The following is a 15,382-nucleotide window of genomic DNA, read 5'->3' as shown; positions in this document are numbered from 1 at the left end:
TGAACGGAACAATGAAAGCATCAATTATGGCCTATGAGACGATCAACGTCGATGTGCAGGACCACGTTTGCCTTATCAAACTGCATCGCCCCGAGGCGTTGAACGCGCTCAATGCAGCGCTCGTGAGTGAGCTTTGCACGGCCCTGGAAGAAGCCGACGCTAGCGACAAGGTGCGCTGCATCGTGCTGACCGGTTCGGAAAAGGCCTTTGCTGCCGGCGCTGACATCAAAGAGATGTCGGAGATGAGCTTTACCGATGTCTATACCAACAACCTCTTTGCGCAGGTCAATGATCGCATCATTGCCATCCGCAAGCCCATCATCGCGGCTGTGGCCGGTTATGCGCTGGGCGGCGGCTGTGAATTGGCGATGTTGTGCGATTTTGTCATCGCGGCGGAAACCGCAAAGTTTGGCCAGCCAGAGATCAATCTGGGCGTTGTCGCGGGTATCGGTGGTACACAGCGTCTGACACGATTTGTAGGTAAGTCCAAATCCATGGATATGAACCTCACGGGTCGTTTCATGGGCGCCGAGGAAGCCGAGCGCGCTGGCCTGGTGTCGCGGGTCGTGCCTGCCAAAAAGCTGATCGAAGAGGCCATGGGCGCGGCGCATAAAATTGCCGAAAAATCCCAGCTGACCGTCATGGCGGTCAAGGAAACGGTCAACCGCAGCTACGAGCTGCCGCTAAGCGAAGGCATGTTGTTTGAACGCCGGGTGTTCCACTCGATGTTTGCGACTGAGGATCAGAAAGAGGGCATGGCGGCCTTCCTGGAGAAACGCGAAGCTCAGTTCCGCGATAAGTAACCTTCTGGGGTTTGCCCCAATGCCAGGGCCTTGCGTTTGTTTGGTCCTGGCGGCTTTTCAGCGGTATGGCTGCCGTTGCAAGGCGAAAGATCAGGTCTTTGGCAAATGGCTTGCATATTGCCGTCCGCCGCATTAAAGACCGCAGCCATACATGCGCGTGCAGCCCGCTTGGCTAGAATCACTCCGAGATCCGATCCGGGTTTGGCTGGCCTGCGCCGATATACACATTCGAACCCGAAGATAAGGTCACAGAGACATGGCAAATAGCCCCCAAGCAAAAAAACGCGCCCGTCAGAACGAAAAGCGTTTCGCAGTAAACAAAGCCCGCCGTTCGCGCATCCGCACCTTCCTGCGTAAAGTTGAAGAAGCCATCGAATCTGGCAACAAAGAAGATGCAGCCGCTGCTCTGCGCCTCGCCGCGCCTGAGCTGATGCGTGGTGTGACCAAAGGCGTCTACCACAAGAACACCGCATCGCGGAAAGTGTCCCGTCTGACCGCACGAGTCAAAGCGCTGGGTTGATTCTCGGACGTAATTTCCGCACAAGCAGGAAATTGAAAATTTTAAAGGCGTCGCATTTTTGCGGCGCCTTTTTATTTTGTCCTTATCTGACTAAGGCCTGCTGCAACTGCGAGAGATTCTTTGTGGGCAAAGCGTGAGTCAACATCATAGTTTGATTGCCGCTGCCCCTCGCAAATTGCTACCACATGTACAGCGATTCACTCGCTGGGGGGACAGGCTGCTCACGGTAATCTTGACGGGCATCAAGGTTGCTGACGCTGCAGGAAGTTACGAAAGGCTATATTCGCCTAACGGCTTCTGTGCCTTGCTGTACTGGATTTTCCAGTCAGCAGCCTCGTTCCCATCTGTGTGCAGAAACGGTTTTTTTGTATCAATATAGAGCCACCGCGTTTTGGTGTTTTTGTTTGGACGATCCGTTGCCCCGAAGGGGAGTGCGGTCAGGAATACCCTGTCCGCAAACACAGAAGCTATGTGTGAAGAGCGGCTCTGAAAGGGGCGCAAAGAAATGATAGGCGAAAGATAAACAGGCCGCTGCTTGTTTTTGGGGATGCATGAGGCGCAGCATGACGGAAGAAAAATGGGGACAGCTCAGAACACGGCTTTTGAAGACTGTTGGCCAGAACAATTTTACGACCTGGATTGAACCACTTGAGTTTAATTCAGTTGACGACGGTGTGGCCGTATTTCACGTGCCAACAAACTTTATGGGCAACTATGTGAGCCAGAACTTTGCAGATTTGATTCTGCATGAGTTCAGTCTGTCTGGCGAGCCAGTTCAACGCCTGGCCTTCCGGGTCGCTGCCAATTCGCCTGCCCGCCCGGTGCGCCAGGTTGAACAGCCCGCAGAGCCATTTGCCGAGATGCAAGAGACGGGAAATACCGGCGCGAGCACAGGTATGTCCTTGTCTGACAAAGCAGCGGCTGCTGCACCGATGGATACCCTGCAAGCGGCTCCTTTGGACCCCCGCTTCACCTTTGACAACTTTGTTGTTGGTAAGCCCAATGAGCTGGCCCATGCCGCCGCGCGTCGCGTGGCTGAGGGCGGTCCAGTGACGTTCAACCCTCTGGTGCTCTATGGTGGCGTCGGTCTGGGGAAAACCCACCTGATGCATGCTATTGCCTGGGAAATCACTGTTCAGAATCCGAGCCTGAACGTGCTTTACCTGTCTGCTGAACAGTTCATGTATCGCTTTGTGCAGGCTCTGCGTGAACGCAAAATGATGGATTTTAAGCACCTGTTCCGCTCGGTTGATGTGCTGATGGTAGATGACGTGCAATTCATCGCTGGAAAGGATTCCACTCAGGAAGAATTCTTCCATACCTTCAACGCACTAGTGGATCAGAACAAGCAGATCATTATCTCTGCCGACCGCGCCCCAGGCGAGATCAAGGATCTGGAAGACCGGGTGAAATCGCGCTTGCAATGTGGCCTGGTGGTGGACCTGCACCCAACAGACTATGAACTGCGTCTGGGTATTCTGCAGACCAAGGTGCAGCTGCAGCAACAGACCTATCCCGATTTGGAAATCGCTGATGGGGTGCTGGAGTTCCTGGCGCACCGCATCTCCACCAATGTGCGCGTGCTCGAAGGGGCGTTGACTCGGCTGTTTGCCTTTGCCTCGCTGGTGGGGCGTGAAATCGATATGGATCTGACCCAGGATTGTCTGGCTGATGTGTTGCGCGCCTCTGAACGCAAAATCACCGTAGAGGAAATCCAGCGCAAGGTGTCGGAGTATTATAATATCCGGATGTCCGATATCATTGGCCCCAAGCGTCTGCGCTCCTATGCGCGGCCGCGTCAGGTCGCAATGTATCTGTGCAAAAAACTCACAAGCCGCAGCCTGCCAGAGATTGGCCGCCGTTTTGGTGGTCGCGACCATACAACCGTCATGCATGGTGTGCGCCGGATTGAAGAGTTGAAGTCAACAGATGGGCAAATCGCCGAAGATGTGGAAATGCTGCGCCGGTCGCTTGAATCCTGATCCGGCACCACTGTCGCATTGATTGTATACGGCCCTGGATTTCCAGGGCCGTTTTTTTTGGCTATTTGCGGGGCTGGGCGGTGATCGTCTGGTTCCCTGGCAACGATTGGGCGGGTTTGACGCTGTTGTGGGATCTGGCCTCTTGACGCTACTGGGATTCCCCTGGAAAACTCAATAAAAAGCCTTGTGCATGAGGGGCAAACCGCTACTTTGCTGGTCCCGAGTATTGCTTTTTCATTGGCTGGGCAGCAGCCCTCAGTTATGGCACGGCAACTCTGACAGAACGGGCGCGACGAAGAGGAAAGCGACATGAAGATCAGCATCGAACGCGGCACACTCCTGAAGGCGGTTGCGCAGGCCCAATCAGTGGTCGAGCGTAGAAATACTATTCCGATCCTGGCCAATGTTCTGATCGAGGCCGAAGGTGACGTGGCCCAGTTCCGTGCCACCGATCTTGATATCGAAGTGGTCGACAAGGCGCCTGCGCAGGTTGAGCGCGCCGGGGCTACAACTGTTGCCGCCACGACGCTGCATGAGATCGTGCGCAAACTTCCCGATGGTGCTCTGGTGACACTGACTGCGGATGCGGCAACAGGCCGTCTGACGGTCGAGGCTGGGCGCTCGAATTTCTCCTTGGCGACCCTGCCACGCGAAGATTTCCCGGTTATGGCGAGCTCGGAATATCATTCGAACTTTACCGCCAATGCGGCCATGCTGCGTCGGCTTTTTGATAAGTCCAAGTTTGCCATCTCCACCGAAGAGACCCGCTATTATCTAAATGGGGTATATATGCATGTCTCGGATGCGGCGGAGGGCGGCAAGGTGCTGCGCTGTGTGGCCACCGATGGACACCGTTTGGCCCGGATTGACGCGTCGCTGCCAGTTGGGGCCGAGGACATGCCAGGCGTGATCGTGCCGCGTAAAACCGTGGGCGAGATGCGCAAGTTGCTGGATGATGATGAGATGGATATTGCGGTCTCGGTGTCTGAGACCAAGGTGCGGTTCGCCACCCCGAATATCACCCTGACCTCCAAGGTTATTGATGGCACATTCCCTGATTACACGCGGGTCATTCCGGCGGGCAATACCCGTCGTTTGGAAGTAGATGCGGATGAGTTCGCCCGTGCTGTGGATCGTGTTGCCACTGTTTCTTCCGAGCGGTCGCGCGCGGTGAAACTGCAGCTGGAAGAGGATCGTCTGATCCTGTCGGTCAATGCGCCGGACAGCGGTGCGGCTGAAGAAGAGCTGGCAGTGGCCTATGCGGATGAGCGTTTGGAGATCGGTTTTAACGCCAAATATCTGTTGGAAATTGCCAATCAGGTTGACCGCGAAAACGCTGTCTTTATGTTCAATTCCTCTGGCGATCCGACCTTGATGCGCGAAGGCAGTGATGAAAGCGCGGTCTATGTTGTTATGCCGATGCGCGTATAATTGGTGGTTTGCGGCTGCGCCGTGTAGCAAAAGGCGCGCCCATTCATGTTGGCCTTAACTGAATTGACTTTGTCCCACTTCCGCTCGCATCTGCGGGCGGAACTGCATTTGGATGGGCGCCCCGTGGCCATTCATGGCAAAAATGGCGCTGGTAAGACCAATATCCTGGAAGCTGTTTCACTGTTTTCGCCGGGGCGGGGGCTGCGACGGGCCAGTGCTGCCGACATGGTGCGCCGTCCCGAAGGGCTGGGCTGGAAGTTGAAGGCGGTGTTGCAGGCGCCGGATCAGGCCTATGAAATCGAAACCTGGTCCGAGGAAGGCGCGGCGCGCCAGGTTCGGATCGACAATAAGGCCTCGAACCAGATCGCCCTGGGGCAGATCTGCCGGGTGGTCTGGCTGGTGCCAGTGATGGACCGCTTGTGGGTGGAGGCCGCTGAGGGGCGTCGACGGTTCCTGGACCGAATAGCCTTGAGCTTTGATCCCAGTCACGCGGAAGCAACGCTGACCTACGAAAAGGCCATGCGCGAGCGTAACAGGTTGCTGAAAGAACAGGTGCGTGATGCTGCCTGGTATCGGGTGGTTGAGGCGCAGATGGGGACGGCTGGCCATCGTATTCATACAGCGCGATGCTCTGCTGTTCAGCGGCTGATTGAGGCGCAAGACAAGGCTGAGACTGCATTTCCAACCGCACATCTGGATCTGGTTCAGTCTGAGGGTGAGATGCCACAGAGCGAAGCGGATCTGGTGCAGGCCCTGGCAGAGGGGCGGATGCGGGACATGAAGGTTGGGCGGAGCCTCGTTGGGCCGCACCGAAGTGATTTGATTGGCACCTATGTGCACAAAGGGATTGCCGCCAAGGAATGCTCTACAGGGGAACAAAAGGCGCTTCTGGTTTCTCTCATTCTGGCCAATGCGCGGGCTTTGACTGCCAGCGAGGGGGCGCCGCCCATTTTGCTGTTGGACGAGGTCGCGGCCCATTTGGATGCCGGACGTCGGGCGGCTCTTTATGATGAAATCTGTGCGCTTGGGGCCCAGGCCTGGATGACGGGCACAGGGGCCGAGCTCTTTGCGGAACTGGGCACACGTGCCCAGGTTCTGGAGGTGGGAGACATGGAAGGAATTTCACAGGTGGTAAGCAGATGACTGATGCGGTGAGTGCCGGAATGCGGGATCTCATTCAGGCAAAGCTGAAAGAGATCGAGGCTGAGGAAGGCCTGCGTATCCTGTTTGCGGCGGAATCCGGGTCACGCGCCTGGGGGTTTCATTCGCCAGACAGCGATTACGATGTGCGCTTTGTTTACAGCCGACCGGTGTCCTGGCATCTGCGCCTGGATGGCAAACGAGACGTTGTTGAATACCCGATTGATGATGAGTTGGACCTGTCTGGCTGGGAGCTGGGCAAGGCGCTGAAACTGGCCTGTAATTCCAATGCCGTGATTGCGGAATGGTTGCAGTCACCAATCGTCTATATGGCAAACCAAGAGGCGGTCTCTGCCCTACGCAGCTTTTGTGGTGGGGTGCTCGATCGACGAGCGGTGACCTGGCATTATCTGCAGCTAATGGAGCGCCAGCAGACACGCTTGCTGGCGCCTGGCGGTGGCAGGCGGCTAAAGCGCTACTTCTATATCCTGCGACCGGCCTTGGCCCTGCGATGGATGCGGCTGCAACAGGCGCCCGTGCCGCCGATGAACATGCAAGAGCTCATGCTGGGCTGCCACTTGGAGGGGGCGCTCACAGCGCAGATTGACGCCTTGACCCGTCGCAAGGCTGAGCTGAGAGAGAAAGCAGAAGAGATTGCGGAGACGCCGTTGATTGATGCCCTGATTACGCTGGAGAGTCAGACAGCAAAAGACTGGTTGCAGGCCACATCTGGTCAACGTCGCAAGGCGGACTGGCAGGCTGCAAATGAACTTCACCTGCGGTTCAGTTCGCAGGGTTAGTCGGCTGTGTTTTAGGGAAAACCTTGGATAAGCCTGATCCCTCAATTGCATGCGTTGTGCGCTTCTGGGTCTTGGATTTGAGGGGATGCGCGCGGCCCACGATAGGGTGTTGTTTCAGGCTAAGAAAAAGGCCCTGTGTGGGTGACATTAGGGGGCAAATTGCGTATAAACTCTGAAAGTTAAAACAGGAAGTCGCGAATGTCTGATAACGAACAGAGCCCAGCCGAATATGGTGCAGATTCCATTAAGGTTCTCAAAGGGTTGGAGGCAGTTCGCAAACGTCCTGGAATGTATATCGGCGACACCGATGATGGCTCTGGTCTGCACCACATGGTCTACGAGGTGGTGGACAACGGAATTGATGAGGCGCTGGCCAAACATGCCGACCACGTTCGGGTGACAATTCACGCTGACAGCTCGGTTTCGGTCTATGATAATGGGCGCGGTATTCCGGTTGGCATTCACGAGGAAGAAGGCGTTTCGGCAGCCGAAGTCATCATGACCCAGCTGCACGCGGGTGGCAAATTTGACAGCAACTCCTATAAGGTTTCCGGCGGTCTGCACGGGGTGGGTGTTTCGGTAGTAAACGCCCTGTCCGATTGGTTGGAACTGCGGATCTGGCGCGAAGGTAAAGAGCATGTTGCGCGGTTTGAACGTGGCGACACCGCAGAGCATCTGAAAGTGGTCGGCGATTGTGGCGATCAGACGGGCACCGAAGTGCGCTTCATGGCGTCTACCGACACGTTTTCGAACCTGGAATACTCGTTTGAGACTTTGGAAAAGCGCCTGCGTGAGCTGGCCTTCCTGAATTCTGGGGTCAAGATCATTCTGGCGGATGAGCGTCCCGCTGAACGGCTGGAATCTGAGCTGTTCTATGAGGGCGGTGTCAAAGAGTTTGTGAAATACCTGGACCGGTCGAAAACGCCTGTGATGGATTCACCCGTCTACATTACCGGTGAAAAGGATGATATCGGTGTTGAAGTGGCGATGTGGTGGAACGACAGCTACCATGAATCGGTGTTGCCCTTTACTAACAACATCCCACAGCGCGACGGTGGTACCCATTTGGCGGGATTCCGCGGGGCGCTGACCCGCACCATCAACAACTATGCCCAGTCCAGCGGTATCGCCAAAAAGGAGAAGGTCTCCTTTACTGGTGATGACGCCCGCGAAGGTCTGACCTGTGTCCTGTCCGTCAAAGTGCCAGATCCAAAATTCTCCAGCCAGACCAAGGATAAACTGGTCTCCTCCGAGGTGCGCCCGGTTGTTGAAAGCCTGGTGAACGAAAAGCTGGCGGAATGGTTTGAGGAAAACCCCAATCAGGCCAAACAGATTGTGGGCAAGATCGTTGAGGCAGCTCTGGCCCGTGAAGCGGCCCGCAAAGCCCGCGAGCTGACACGCCGTAAGACAGCAATGGATGTGAATTTCCTGGCGGGTAAGCTCAAGGATTGCTCAGAGAAAGATCCGTCTAAGACCGAAGTCTTCCTGGTGGAGGGGGATTCCGCTGGTGGATCCGCCCAGACCGGTCGCGATCGTCAAACCCAGGCGATCTTGCCGTTGCGGGGTAAGATCCTGAACGTGGAACGGGCACGGTTTGACCGCATGCTGGGCAGCCAGGAGATTGGCAATCTGGTGATGGCCCTGGGAACCGGCATTGGCCGGGACGAGTTCAACATCGACAAGCTGCGTTACCACAAGATCGTCATCATGACCGATGCGGATGTTGATGGCGCCCATATTCGGACGCTGCTTTTGACCTTCTTCTACCGGCAGATGCCAGAGCTGATCGAAGGCGGTTATCTCTATATTGCTCAGCCCCCGCTTTACAAAGTGGCGCGTGGAAAATCCGAGGTCTACCTTAAAGATCAGGCGGCGCTGGATGATTATCTGATCCATCAAGGTGTCGAGGGCGCGACCCTGAAACTGGGCAGTGGCGAAGAGTTGGTAGGGCAGGACCTCACCCGCGTGGTTGAAGAGGCGCGTCAGCTCAAACGGGTTCTGGATGCCTTCCCGACCCATTACCCACGCCACATTCTAGAGCAGGCAGCCGTGGCCGGCGCCTTTGTGCCCGGTGCTGTTGATGCCGATCTGCAGGGCGTTGCTGACCGGGTTGCGGCACGGCTTGATCTCATCGCGCTGGAATATGAAAAGGGTTGGCAGGGTCGTATCACTCAGGATCACGGCATTCGTCTGGCCCGCATCCTGCGCGGCGTCGAAGAGGTGCGCACCCTGGATGGCCCTATGCTGCGCTCTGGCGAAGCCCGAAAAACCGGCAGCTTTACCAAGAGTTTGCAAGAGGTTTATCGAACCTCTGGTCAATTGCTTCGCCGCGACCGTGCGCAGGCGATCCATGGCCCGCTTGATCTGCTAAAGGCGATCATGGAGGAGGGCGAAAAGGGCTTGTCGCTGCAGCGCTACAAAGGTCTGGGCGAGATGAACCCCGATCAGCTGTGGGAAACCACCCTGGACCCGGATGCCCGCACCCTGTTGCAAGTACGTGTCGATGATTTGGTCGGGGCTGATGATCTCTTTACCAAACTGATGGGCGATGTGGTTGAACCCCGCCGGGAGTTCATTCAGAAAAATGCTCTGAGCGTTGAAAACCTGGATTTCTAGTCCCTGTCTATGGGGTGCAGATACCGCGGCCCAGTTCCGGGGTATCTGCTGAGGAGCCTGCCATGATCACCTCTCGTCTGCATGGTCGTCTTGGCAACCAGATGTTCCAATATGCGGCTGCCCGCGCCCTGGCGCATCGTCTGGGCTGTGGCGTCGCATTGGATGGCCGCGGCGCTGAACTGCGCGGCGAAGGGGTTTTGACGCGTGTCTTTGACCTGCCCCTTAGCGCCGCCCCCAAGCTACCCCCATTAAAGCAGCATGCACCCTTGCGCTATGGGCTGTGGCGTGGTCTCGGGCTGGCGCCACGGTTTCGTCGCGAGCGGGGCCTGGGCTACAATACTGCTTTTGAAACATGGGAAGATGGCTGCTACCTGCATGGGTATTGGCAAAGTGAAAGATACTTTGAAGAGATCAGTGATCTGATCCGAGCGGATTTTACTTTTCCTGACTTCAGCAATCGCCAAAACGCCGAAATGGCGGCGCGGATCATGGAGGATAACGCGATTTCTCTGCATGTGCGGCGCGGAGACTATGTCGCGCTTTCGGCCCATGTGCTTTGTGATCAAGCCTATTATGAGGCCGCACTGACCCGCCTTCTGGAGGGTTTGTCACAAGATGCCCCCACTGTTTATGTCTTCTCAGATGATCCTGACTGGGCTAAGGCCAACCTCCCTCTGCCTTGCAAAAAGGTGGTTGTGGATTTCAACGGGCCGGAAACCGATTTTGAGGATATGCGCCTCATGAGTTTGTGCAAACACAATATCATCGGCAATAGCTCGTTTTCCTGGTGGGCTGCTTGGCTGAACGCCAATCCGCAAAAGCGTGTTGCAGGGCCGGCCAACTGGTTTGGCGACCCCAAGCTCAGCAATCCTGATATTCTGCCGTCGCAGTGGCTGAAAGTGGCGCCCTGATCTGGCGGGGCTGCTGGTGAAGCTGAGGCCGCTTCTAAAACGGTGCTTTGACGCGGAACTTGATCGATTCACCAGTGTCCGGGTGTTTAATCCTCAATTCCTCTGAATGCAGCATCATCCGGGAATACTCTCGATCCTCTCCAGTGGCATACAGCGGATCGCCGAGGATCGCATGACCCAGTGCCATCATATGCACCCTAAGCTGATGCGTGCGACCGGTCTTTGGCGTCAATCTCACACGGGTTTCACCCTCGCCGTATTTCACCACGCGGAAGTCCGTTAGGGCGGGTTTTCCAGTGTCATGGCAGACCATCTGCCGGGGGCGATTAGGCCAGTCCACGATAAGCGGCAAGTCTACTTCGCCAGCACGGGGCTCCAAATGACCCGCAAGGCGCGCGACATAGACCTTGCGGGTTGTGCGCTTTTCAAACTGCATCGACAGATGCCGCTGCGCATGCGGTGTCACCCCAAAGACCATAACCCCGGATGTGTCCCGGTCTAGTCGATGCACGAGCAGGGCCTCAGGAAAGGCGGTTTGCACCCGGCTCAGCAGGCAGTCAGCCAGATGCTCGCCACGTCCGGGCACACTTAGCAGGCCCGCGGGTTTGTTCACCACCAAGATTTGGGCGTCATGATGCAGGATCTCCAATGGGTCCTGCGGCGGGGTATAGTCACTTGAAACTGCCATGTGTGCCTGCCTACTGCGCCTTTCGCTCCCCTGCAAGTTCCCGCAACGTCGCGCTTGCTGTGATAGGGGGAGGAAACGCAGAGTTCAGCCTAGCAATTAAAAAAAGACGTTCAGGGAGAGAGACCATGCATCCAACCATTACCCGCATGCAGGAAGTTGTTGCCAAAGGCGAAGAAGAAGCCATCCTGGAGCTGTTGGCCGAAGATGTGACCTTCCTGCCGCCCACCTATTGGAAAACCTGGACTGGCCGGGCGCCGGTTGCCGCTGTTCTGGGGCATGTCGGCCAGATCTTCTCTGAATTCCGCTATCGCCGTATCATGGGTGAGGGCAAGGATTGGGCGCTGGAATTTCAATGTAAAGTTGGCGAGTTAGACACTGTTGGTGTCGATCTGATCACCCTGAATGATGCGGGTTTGATCCAGAATTTTGAGGTGGTGATGCGTCCACATAAAACCATTGGCGCCCTGCGCGATGCCATCAATGCCAGGGTGATGACTGACGCGCGTTTCCTCGAATTTCGCAAAGCCCTGACCTGACGCCCCAGATGCCCCAATCTATATTCTAGGCCTGGGCCTTGGGGTTTTGACGCAACTGTCGGATCAGCGGAATTGAATAGATCACCAAGGCTGCCCAGATCATTGGGAAGGCGATCATCCTTGCGCGACCAAATTCTTCTCCAAAGACAAAAACCGCGATCAGGAAGATCATCGTCGGTGCGATATATTGCAGGATCCCGATCGTCGAAAGTCTGAGCAGCTTGGCCCCATTGGCATAGACAATCAGCGGCACCGCGGTCACCAATCCGCAGCCCATAAGCAGCCAGATATCCACGCCCTGAAAATGGGTGCCTCCCGTTACCGACATATAGGCCAGATAGCCCAGCGCGGGTGGTGTCAGGATCAGGACCTCAAGCATAAAGCCCTGATTAGGACCAACCGGCAGCTGTTTCTTGAAGAAAGCATAAAAGCCCCAGCTGAGCGTCAATGCAATTGCGACCCAGGGAAGTCGCCCGGCTTCAACGGTCAGGACCACCACAGCGGCTGCGGCCAGGCCAATGGCGAGCAGTTGCGTTGGCGTCAGCCGCTCTCGCAGTAAAACGGCACCCAGCGCAATGCTGAATAGCGGATTGATATAATAGCCAAGAGCTGCATCCAGTGCGTGGCCGGTGGCAATAGACCAAACGTAAATGCCCCAATTCACCGATATAAGTGCGGCTGTGACGCAGGCCATGCCCAACGTGCGGGGGCTCTTGAGTGCAGCGCGTAGCTCCTTAGTGCGCCCCAAGACCACCAAGAGCAACCCCGCCACCGGTACTGACCAAAGCACCCGATGCGCGACCACCTCAGCAGCGGGAATATGCGCCACCAGTTTCATGTAAAGCGGCAGAAATCCCCAGAGCACATAGGCTGAAATGGCAAAGGCTAACCCCTGCGGTGTATCGATATTCTCGCGCGGCATTTGCGTCATCTCGGGTCTCCTCTGACGCGTCTTTATGACAGGTCATGCCAAAAGAAGAAGCACAGTTTCTGTTAGCGTCTCATCACCATTGCTGATGGATCTAATGGCGCCCGCGCCAGCCTCGTCAGCGGCTTTCTTCCTGCGCGCGATTAAGCTCAGTCAGCTGCGCTGCAGCCTTTTGCAGGGGGGCGAGAAATTCCAGGATCTGGCTCAAACCTCGTCGTTGAACCGGCGCATGGACCGACAATGTTGCCATCAGCCGCCCTTGGGGGTCCAGGATCGGCACGGCAATTGCAGCCATTCCGGTCATGAATTCCTCGTCATCTGTTGCATACCCGCGCGCACGGGTCTTTTGCAATTCCGCGCGCAGGGTATCGGGGTCAGTTATTGTCCGCTGGGTCTGTGGTTCTAGGGCACGTGCAGATAGCACACTGTTGAGGGTCGCAGGCCGTAGAGTCGACAGATACATCTTACCGCTTGCGGTACAATGAAACGGCACTTGAGTGCCTATTGGCAATTGGATCCGCAGAGGCCATTTGGTCTCAACCCGGTCCAGATAGGTCATGCCTTCGCGATCTGGGGTGGCCAGATTGCAGGTCTCACCGATTTCTTCTGCTACCGCCCTGAGAATTGTCAATCGCGCCGTGCGCAGATGTTCGGAAGAAATGGTGTTCACCGCAAGCGACCGCAGCCGGGAGCCGGGCCCGTAGGAGCGACCATCAAGATCGCGCTGCAAGAACCCCTCTTCCTCCGCCGTTTGCAGCAACCTGTGCAGGGTGGGTTTGGGCAGCCCCAGGGTCTCAACCAGCTCTGCCGGTTTTATCGCAACACCACGGCGCGCGACCTCCTCGATGATCAGCAGCAATCTCAAATTGGTTGGAATCTGCGTCTCTTTGGCGGAGGTCGGCTCGTGGGGCATGGGACTACATCTATCTGTTGGGCAGCAGGATCAGTGCGAGGTCAGGCACCAGGGCAACCAGTATCCAGACGCTAATCAATGCCGCAAGGTAGGGCACGGTATAGCGCAGCAGGCGGAAGTAGGGAACGCCCGTTACACCAGATGCGACATAGAGGTTGAGCCCATATGGGGGCGTAATAAACCCAATGGAGGCCCCCACCAGGAAGATCACCGAAAAATGGATCGGATCAATCCCCACTGACGCCGCAATCGGCGCGAGGATCGGCGCCAGGATGATCGTCACGGGCAGGCTTTCCAGTACCATGCCAGAGAAGAAGACAATCACCATCGAGGTAAAGAGTACCGCGTGATAGCCGCCCATAGAGGTGACAAAATCGCCGATGGTTTGCTGCGCACCCAGCAGCGACAGGATCTGCTGCATCACCACGGAAATGGCAATCAAGGGGGCCAAAATGCCTGTGATCTGGGCTGAACGTACCACCACCGATGGGATTTGCGGGATGGTAAAGCCTTCGACCACGAGCATCTCGGCGTAGGACTTTTCAGAAATTGGTCTATCTTTCCGCGATCCCATAATCCGGTTGAGCGGATAGCTCACCAGCCCGGCGATGACACAAAAGCCCACAGTGACTCCAGCCGCCTCGGTTGGGGAGAATTTGCCGGTGTAGATCCCCCAAAGCACCAATCCGATGGCAAAGAAGCCAAGCCAGGCACCAAAGGCGGTTTTCAGAACCCGGGTCATTTGCAACGGGATCAGATGACCCCAGCCGTTGATCCGGCAGATCACCCAGCAGGCCAGCTGCATGCCAATCACCATCAGCGCACCGGGCAGGATGCCGGCTACAAACAGCTCTGAAATTGGCAGGTTCAGCAGGAAGCCATAGACGATAAAGATGATCGAGGGCGGGATGATAATCCCCACCGTACCACCCGCCGCTGCGGTCGCCGCAGAAAAGCGTTCATCATATCCGCCTTTGACCATTTCAGGGTGCAGCATAGAGCCAATTGTCGCCGTCGTCGCCGAGTTAGAGCCTGAAATGGCCGCAAACAGCCCGCAAGCGCCCAGCGCTGCCATGGCAAGCCCTCCACGCAGCCAACCCAGACAGGCATAGGCAAAATCCGATAATCTCCGGGCAATTCCTGATTGGTTGATCAGATCGCCGGTGAGGATAAACAGCGGCATCGCCAGCAGGGCAAAACCCTTGTTAAACACATTCAGAAGCTCGGCACCCATATTGTCGAGCGTCAAACCCAGAACAAAAGAGCAGCCAATCACCCAATAGGCAATGACCAGCAAAACCGGCACGCCGAGCATGAACAAAAAGGTGACCCCAAGCGAGATCAGCGTGACCCAAGATCCATCTGTCATCAGATATCCCCCCCGATCACAGCCTGTTTGATCAGCGGTGCCCCAGAGCGCCAGTTCGAAACGTCTTCGATCAGGTTTTCAAACACCCGCGCCACCATCAGAACAAACGACATGGGCGCGGTGATCAGGAACCACCACTGCATGACATTATCGGTGCCCAGAACGATCTGAAAATTTGACGCCGATAGCGCCGTCATCCGCGTTGTTGTCACCAGTACAATCACTGCAAAAATAAACCACAAAACGGCATCCAACATCAGGCAGGCCATCTGTCCAGCCCGTGGCATCATGGAGCGAAACTCTGCAAAGCTGAGGTGGGTGCGCAGTCGCACGTTAAAGGCGGCACCAAACCAGGCCATGATCATGAACAAAAGCGGAGGAATGGTGGTCGACCAGGGCTGCTGGTTCGAGAAAATGAAGCGATCAATAACGCCCCAAAATATGATAAAGGCAATCGCCAGATAGCTATAGACCATCACCGTGCGTTCAAGGTGCCGGTCCAACCAGGGCAGTAGCTTGTAGATCCACAGCATGATCAACCCGCTGAGCGCGGTGGCAACTGTGCCGAACAGCCAAGCGCCTTCGGTTTTGAGCGCATTGCGGATTTCCCAGCTGTCTTGTGATGCAAATGCACGAAATATATCGCCGATCTCTGGCCAGAGTCCCATCTTTTCCTCCCTGTAGTCCGTTGGCGCAGGCCGCTTTATTCGGACAGGTAAGACCGGCGCGCAAAAGCACGCCGGTC

At 56.3% G+C, this 15,382-nt stretch carries 14 protein-coding genes; 9 read left to right on the top strand and 5 right to left on the bottom strand.

The features are described from left to right. Window positions 1–26 precede the first annotated feature (26 nt). The 8 genes from MED193_RS12820 (at window position 27) to MED193_RS12785 (ending at window position 10,203) form a co-directional block, all read left to right on the top strand. On the top strand, window positions 27–803 hold the full coding sequence (locus tag MED193_RS12820) for an enoyl-CoA hydratase (RefSeq protein ID WP_009810157.1): 777 nt from the start codon (window positions 27–29) through the stop codon (window positions 801–803). Between the two features lie 256 nt (window positions 804–1,059). Continuing rightward, window positions 1,060–1,323: a 30S ribosomal protein S20 gene (gene rpsT / locus MED193_RS12815; RefSeq protein ID WP_009810156.1), complete on the top strand. Its 264-nt coding sequence runs from the start codon at window positions 1,060–1,062 to the stop codon at window positions 1,321–1,323. A 563-nt stretch (window positions 1,324–1,886) separates the two neighbouring features. Continuing rightward, window positions 1,887–3,305, top strand: coding sequence for a chromosomal replication initiator protein DnaA (dnaA, locus tag MED193_RS12810; protein WP_009810155.1), 1,419 nt, complete (start codon window positions 1,887–1,889; stop codon window positions 3,303–3,305). A 309-nt stretch (window positions 3,306–3,614) separates the two neighbouring features. After that, entirely contained in the window at window positions 3,615–4,736 is a 1,122-nt protein-coding gene (gene dnaN, locus MED193_RS12805; protein WP_009810154.1) for a DNA polymerase III subunit beta, read from the top strand. Window positions 4,737–4,781: 45 nt separating this feature from the next. Continuing rightward, on the top strand, window positions 4,782–5,879 hold the full coding sequence (gene recF, locus MED193_RS12800) for a DNA replication/repair protein RecF (RefSeq protein ID WP_009810153.1): 1,098 nt from the start codon (window positions 4,782–4,784) through the stop codon (window positions 5,877–5,879). Continuing rightward, on the top strand, window positions 5,876–6,676 hold the full coding sequence (locus MED193_RS12795; RefSeq protein ID WP_009810152.1) for a nucleotidyltransferase domain-containing protein: 801 nt from the start codon (window positions 5,876–5,878) through the stop codon (window positions 6,674–6,676). Before recF ends, MED193_RS12795 begins: the two co-directional genes overlap by 4 nt. 198 nt (window positions 6,677–6,874) lie before the next feature. After that, on the top strand, window positions 6,875–9,292 hold the full coding sequence (gyrB, locus tag MED193_RS12790; protein WP_009810151.1) for a DNA topoisomerase (ATP-hydrolyzing) subunit B: 2,418 nt from the start codon (window positions 6,875–6,877) through the stop codon (window positions 9,290–9,292). Between the two features lie 62 nt (window positions 9,293–9,354). After that, entirely contained in the window at window positions 9,355–10,203 is an 849-nt protein-coding gene (locus tag MED193_RS12785; protein ID WP_009810150.1) for an alpha-1,2-fucosyltransferase, read from the top strand. A gap of 34 nt (window positions 10,204–10,237) precedes the next feature. On the opposite strand, the gene MED193_RS12780 is transcribed toward MED193_RS12785, so the two are convergent. After that, on the bottom strand, window positions 10,238–10,891 hold the full coding sequence (locus MED193_RS12780) for an RluA family pseudouridine synthase (protein WP_009810149.1): 654 nt from the start codon (window positions 10,889–10,891) through the stop codon (window positions 10,238–10,240). Window positions 10,892–11,016: 125 nt separating this feature from the next. On the opposite strand from MED193_RS12780, the gene MED193_RS12775 reads away from it, so the two are divergent. Then, window positions 11,017–11,427: a nuclear transport factor 2 family protein gene (locus tag MED193_RS12775; protein WP_009810148.1), complete on the top strand. Its 411-nt coding sequence runs from the start codon at window positions 11,017–11,019 to the stop codon at window positions 11,425–11,427. A gap of 25 nt (window positions 11,428–11,452) precedes the next feature. Here the strand turns inward: MED193_RS12775 and rarD are convergent, their stop codons facing one another. The 4 genes from rarD to MED193_RS12755 form a co-directional block, all read right to left on the bottom strand. Next, window positions 11,453–12,358, bottom strand: a complete 906-nt coding sequence (gene rarD, locus MED193_RS12770) for an EamA family transporter RarD (RefSeq protein WP_009810147.1) — start codon at window positions 12,356–12,358, stop codon at window positions 11,453–11,455. Between the two features lie 115 nt (window positions 12,359–12,473). Further along, complete coding sequence (locus MED193_RS12765) at window positions 12,474–13,268, bottom strand: IclR family transcriptional regulator (RefSeq protein WP_009810146.1); 795 nt, start codon at window positions 13,266–13,268, stop codon at window positions 12,474–12,476. Between the two features lie 10 nt (window positions 13,269–13,278). Then, entirely contained in the window at window positions 13,279–14,637 is a 1,359-nt protein-coding gene (locus MED193_RS12760; protein WP_009810145.1) for a TRAP transporter large permease, read from the bottom strand. Continuing rightward, window positions 14,637–15,305: a TRAP transporter small permease gene (locus MED193_RS12755; protein ID WP_009810144.1), complete on the bottom strand. Its 669-nt coding sequence runs from the start codon at window positions 15,303–15,305 to the stop codon at window positions 14,637–14,639. Before MED193_RS12755 ends, MED193_RS12760 begins: the two co-directional genes overlap by 1 nt. Window positions 15,306–15,382: the final 77 nt, after the last annotated feature.

The organism is Roseobacter sp. MED193, from assembly GCF_000152965.1.
Lineage (GTDB): Bacteria > Pseudomonadota > Alphaproteobacteria > Rhodobacterales > Rhodobacteraceae > Pseudophaeobacter.
The sequence above is the reverse complement of the archived record's forward strand: the minus strand, read 5'-3'. Positions and strand labels throughout refer to the sequence as shown.

Coding starts and splice junctions, on each gene's coding strand:
- MED193_RS12820 (WP_009810157.1), top strand. CDS start 27: ATGGCCTATGAGACGATCAACGTCGATGTGCAGGACCACGTTTGCCTT.
- rpsT (WP_009810156.1), top strand. CDS start 1,060: ATGGCAAATAGCCCCCAAGCAAAAAAACGCGCCCGTCAGAACGAAAAG.
- dnaA (WP_009810155.1), top strand. CDS start 1,887: ATGACGGAAGAAAAATGGGGACAGCTCAGAACACGGCTTTTGAAGACT.
- dnaN (WP_009810154.1), top strand. CDS start 3,615: ATGAAGATCAGCATCGAACGCGGCACACTCCTGAAGGCGGTTGCGCAG.
- recF (WP_009810153.1), top strand. CDS start 4,782: ATGTTGGCCTTAACTGAATTGACTTTGTCCCACTTCCGCTCGCATCTG.
- MED193_RS12795 (WP_009810152.1), top strand. CDS start 5,876: ATGACTGATGCGGTGAGTGCCGGAATGCGGGATCTCATTCAGGCAAAG.
- gyrB (WP_009810151.1), top strand. CDS start 6,875: ATGTCTGATAACGAACAGAGCCCAGCCGAATATGGTGCAGATTCCATT.
- MED193_RS12785 (WP_009810150.1), top strand. CDS start 9,355: ATGATCACCTCTCGTCTGCATGGTCGTCTTGGCAACCAGATGTTCCAA.
- MED193_RS12780 (WP_009810149.1), bottom strand. CDS start 10,891: ATGGCAGTTTCAAGTGACTATACCCCGCCGCAGGACCCATTGGAGATC.
- MED193_RS12775 (WP_009810148.1), top strand. CDS start 11,017: ATGCATCCAACCATTACCCGCATGCAGGAAGTTGTTGCCAAAGGCGAA.
- rarD (WP_009810147.1), bottom strand. CDS start 12,358: ATGACGCAAATGCCGCGCGAGAATATCGATACACCGCAGGGGTTAGCC.
- MED193_RS12765 (WP_009810146.1), bottom strand. CDS start 13,268: ATGCCCCACGAGCCGACCTCCGCCAAAGAGACGCAGATTCCAACCAAT.
- MED193_RS12760 (WP_009810145.1), bottom strand. CDS start 14,637: ATGACAGATGGATCTTGGGTCACGCTGATCTCGCTTGGGGTCACCTTT.
- MED193_RS12755 (WP_009810144.1), bottom strand. CDS start 15,305: ATGGGACTCTGGCCAGAGATCGGCGATATATTTCGTGCATTTGCATCA.